Here is a 3818-nt window from a genome sequence, read left to right as displayed (position 1 = left end):
ATTACCAGCGCTTTCCGTAGTGCTGGGGTGACGAGTCTCTTGGCGCGCCCGAGGTCGAGGGGTTCGCCTTTGGTGCCGAGGACGGCGGGGATGACGTGGCAGTCGCAGGCGAGCATGCGGGCTTCGGTCGCGGAGATCTGCGAGACCATGTCCAGGCAGGCGGTGCCCAGCTTCGATTTCAGGTCGTCCAGTGTCACGGTGACCAGGAGTTGGGCGCGGTCGCCGCCGGGGACGTCGGGCACGTTGGCGAGCATGGCGATGGCTTCGCCGAAGGCTTCCCCGTACCGCTGGGACGGCGACCGCAGATCCGGCCACTTGTCTTCTCCGGCGGGCCGTGGGGTGGCGAGAGGGTCGAGGATGGTGCTGAGGCGGGTGCCGGTGATGGGGTCGAGTTGGCCGTCGATGTCGTACCAGCCGTCTTTGCGCTGCCGCAACCGTAACTCGGGCTTCCGTTCCGGTGGGTCTGGGTCTTTTGGTTCTTTTCCGTCCTGGTCCATGCGGGCCAGGATTTCGTCTGCGGCCTTGACTACTTCCTGTGGTGTGGCGTGGCGGGCGAGTTCGACGAGGATTTTCTCGGCGCTGCTTCTGTCCTCGTCGGACACAAAAGCGGGGACCTTCTTGAGGAAGTGGAGGATCCGGTCGCTGTGGTGCGGGCCGATCTCACCGTCGAGTGCGGCGGCACGCGTTGCTGGTGCGGTGGCGGGGAGTTCGGTACCGTCGATGTTGCGGCCGGGGTTCAGTCCGTGGGCGCGGTCGAGGTATTTTTTGGCTTCACTCCGCGACATTCGTGCCATGTGCGCGAACCATGCTGCTGTCGACCCATAGCCGTACAGCTCGGACACACCACGTGTCTCGATCTCCATGAGGTACTGGCCAAGCTCGGCGTCCAAGCGCCACAGGGATTCCAGTCGGGTACGCACCTCGTCGGCGAGTTCACGACCGGATCGCCGCCACAGCTCCTGTGGCGGTTCCAGAGTGGACAGGTTCTCGGACACGTCACCATCATACCGCAGCTGATAGAACATGTGTTCGACACGATCGGGTGAACTGATGGCTTCGGCTTTCGCAGTTATGCGGCGGTGTTTTCCCAGGCTAGGTGTATGGTGTGGATTTGTTCGGGGGTTGGTGGTTGGGCTGGGTCGGCACGATATTGGGCTGCAATGAGGACGCGGCGGAGCTTGGTGACCATGTCGTGGTGGCTGGGGTGTTTTTCGTTGTGTACCAGGGTGCGCGGGCTCGGTGTGCTGCTGTGGCGCGGGGTGAGTGGCCTGCGAGGTGGTACCAGATGATCACGAGGCTTTGGGTGATCATGGCGAGTGGGACGGTGCGCTGGACGGCTTTTTCGGTGTGGTTGCGGGCTTCTCCGGCGTCGGTGGTGTGCTTGACGCCCGAAGAACACGGTCACGCGGCCGGGGTGAGCAGGACGCCGAAGGTACGCCCGCCGAATCCTTTCCTTGCCACGCCGACGATCGCGCCCTTGTCGTTGATCCCGGTCGCGTTGACGATGCGGAATCCCGAGTTGGCCGGGATCAGCGTGTTCAGGTCGGTGGCGACCCCGTTCCGGTAGACGTACGCGCCGCCGTTGGGCAGCGCGCCGACGATCACGCCGCTGTCGTTGATCCCGGTGGCGGTGGCGTTGGCCAGCGTGCTCGTACCCGGGATGTTCAGGTCGGTCACCGTTCCGCCGGAGAACTTGACCGCGTGCAGGTCGACGCCGTCCCCACTCGGTGTCGTGTTGGAGACGCCGACGGCGACGCCTGCCGAGTTGACGGCGTCGGCCTCGGCGAAATCGCCGCCCGGCAACGCGCCCAGGTTCCTGACCTGACCGTTCTGCCACGCGGACGCGGACACCGCGGACGCCGAACTGGCCGACGAGCCCACCACCAGACCGGTGTTGTTCACCGCGAGAGCCCTCGCCTGCCGTCCGCCGGGAAGGCTGGGCAGCCTGGTGATCGTGGACCCGCTCACCGTCCATGCGGTGACCTTGCTGGCCGGATCCACGGTCCTGCCCGCGATCAGGCCGGTGTCGTTGATTCCGGTGGCCTCGACGTCGAAGAAGGGCTGGTTCGGGTCCACTCCCAGGTCGACGCCGCTGGCGCCCGGCGTCGGCCACCTGGTGGCCCGGCGGATGTTCGCGCTGCCGGACGGAAAGACGTCCCCGGCCACCGCCCCGTGGGTGTTGATCGCGTGCGGGGTGGTGAACTGCCGCGTGTTGCCCGGGTCGGCCGCCGTCGACAGGAACGTCGGCGTGTTCGTGCCCGCCTTGAGGACGAAGCCTTCCCCGTTCTGCGCCCCGGCTTGCTGGCCGACGCCGATGATGTCGCCGTTGTCGTTGATCCCCGTGTACCGCTGGACCGCGTCCGGGCCGACGGTCAGCGTGTAACGCGGTGTGGCCGCCATCGCGCGTGGTGCGACGGCCAGGCTTCCGGTCACGGACAACGTCACCACGCTTGCCACAACGAAGCCGATTCTCCCTGACATGCGGCTGCTCCTTCTCGCTCGGCTGATACCTCCGCCGAGAAGGAGATACGGGAGGGGTTACACAGCCAGCGGCAACCGGCGCGTCACTCCACAGTGGACCGCTCGTCCGATCGGCCGAACGGCTGAGCTTTCCGGGCAAGAACGGCCGTAAGGTCGGGCAAAGTCGCTGGCAGAGGCTGGTCTTCCCGGTGGCGGCGCTGGACCCTCGGTGTGCTCGTGTGACGCAGGACACTACGTGAAGCGAGGTGTCATGAAGGCGAGTCAGCGGAGCTTTACCAAGAGAGGACACGGACGACGCCGGGCGGTCCTCACGACAGTGTGCGCGGTCCTCGGGGCCGGATTCTTCGGTGTTTCCCCGGCCACGGCCGCCGGACAGCGGCCGGTGTATGCGATCGCGCACCGCGTCGACACCCTGGACGGGGTGCGTGCCGCGCTCAAGCACGGTGCCAACGCCGTCGAGATCGACATGTGCTCCTGGTACAACCCGAACGAATGGCGTGCCTACCACGATTGTTCCTCGGCGGGCGAAACTCGCCACGGGCCCAGTGCCGACAGCGTCTTCGACCTGATCGTGTCCGAGGCACGCGCGGGACGGCGGCTGTCACTGGTGTGGCTGGACATCAAGGATCCCAACTACTGCGGGGAACAACCCAACCGCGCGTGCAGTGTCGCCGGTTTGCGGGACAAGGCACAGAAACTGACGGCGGCGGGAATCCAGGTGCTGTACGGATTCTACGAGTACCACGGCGGCGCCACGCCGGATGTGGGCGGGCGTGGCTGGCAGAGCCTGCAGGGCAGGCTCGGCAAGCTCGAGGGCATCACCACCACCGGGTCGCTCGCCACGGCGCAGGGCGTCTACGCCAAGCACGGCGCGGGACTGCCGAACGGCCGCCGGGCGATGGACTACGGCGATTCCGACATCAGGAAGGGATTCGGCAACTGCACGGAGCCCGGCTACTACACCTGCTCGGAGTTGAAGAAGGCCGCCAAGTACCGCGACTCCGGTTCCCTCGCGGCGACGTTCTCGTGGACGACCGACTACAACGATCCTTGGTACGTCGACAAACTGCTGGGCGAAGCGGGCGTCAACGGCATCATCGCCGGCTGGGCCAAGGATCAGGTGACCGAGTACAACGACGGCTGGCAGTGCTCCCAGTCCATCGCCGCCATCCGTACCTGGGTGAGCAGGCACGGCGCCACCCATCGGATGGCCACGCCTGGCGATCGGTTGTTCCGATAGGAGTGTCGGTCCGCCCCCCCCCCCGGGGGTAAGTGGGGGGGGGGGGGGGCCGGGTTGTGACCCGGGGTCCCGGTGCGCGGGGACGGGCGAGTTGTTT

The 3818-nt window shown here is 66.6% G+C and carries 3 protein-coding genes; 1 reads left to right on the top strand and 2 read right to left on the bottom strand.

The genetic code is table 11. From position 1 onward, the window contains the following. Together ACFWY9_RS35590 and ACFWY9_RS35585 are read right to left on the bottom strand one after the other, a co-directional pair. A partial coding sequence (locus tag ACFWY9_RS35590; protein ID WP_378340934.1) for a DUF222 domain-containing protein occupies positions 1–995 on the bottom strand: 995 nt, incomplete at its 3' end. Positions 996–1401: 406 nt separating this feature from the next. Next, positions 1402–2481: a hypothetical protein gene (locus tag ACFWY9_RS35585; protein ID WP_378340933.1), complete on the bottom strand. Its 1080-nt coding sequence runs from the start codon at positions 2479–2481 to the stop codon at positions 1402–1404. A gap of 250 nt (positions 2482–2731) precedes the next feature. Here ACFWY9_RS35585 and ACFWY9_RS35580 point away from each other — a divergent pair, with 250 nt between their 5' ends. Then, positions 2732–3721, top strand: a complete 990-nt coding sequence (locus ACFWY9_RS35580; protein ID WP_378340932.1) for a hypothetical protein — start codon at positions 2732–2734, stop codon at positions 3719–3721. Positions 3722–3818 lie beyond the last annotated feature (97 nt).

Source organism: Amycolatopsis sp. NPDC059027 (assembly GCF_042739735.1).
Taxonomy (GTDB): Bacteria; Actinomycetota; Actinomycetes; order Mycobacteriales; family Pseudonocardiaceae; genus Amycolatopsis.
The sequence above is the reverse complement of the archived record's forward strand: the minus strand, read 5'-3'. Positions and strand labels throughout refer to the sequence as shown.

Excerpts from the sequence above, each read along its gene's own strand:
- ACFWY9_RS35585 (WP_378340933.1), bottom strand. The coding sequence starts at position 2,481 with ATGTCAGGGAGAATCGGCTTCGTTGTGGCAAGCGTGGTGACGTTGTCC.
- ACFWY9_RS35580 (WP_378340932.1), top strand. The coding sequence starts at position 2,732 with ATGAAGGCGAGTCAGCGGAGCTTTACCAAGAGAGGACACGGACGACGC.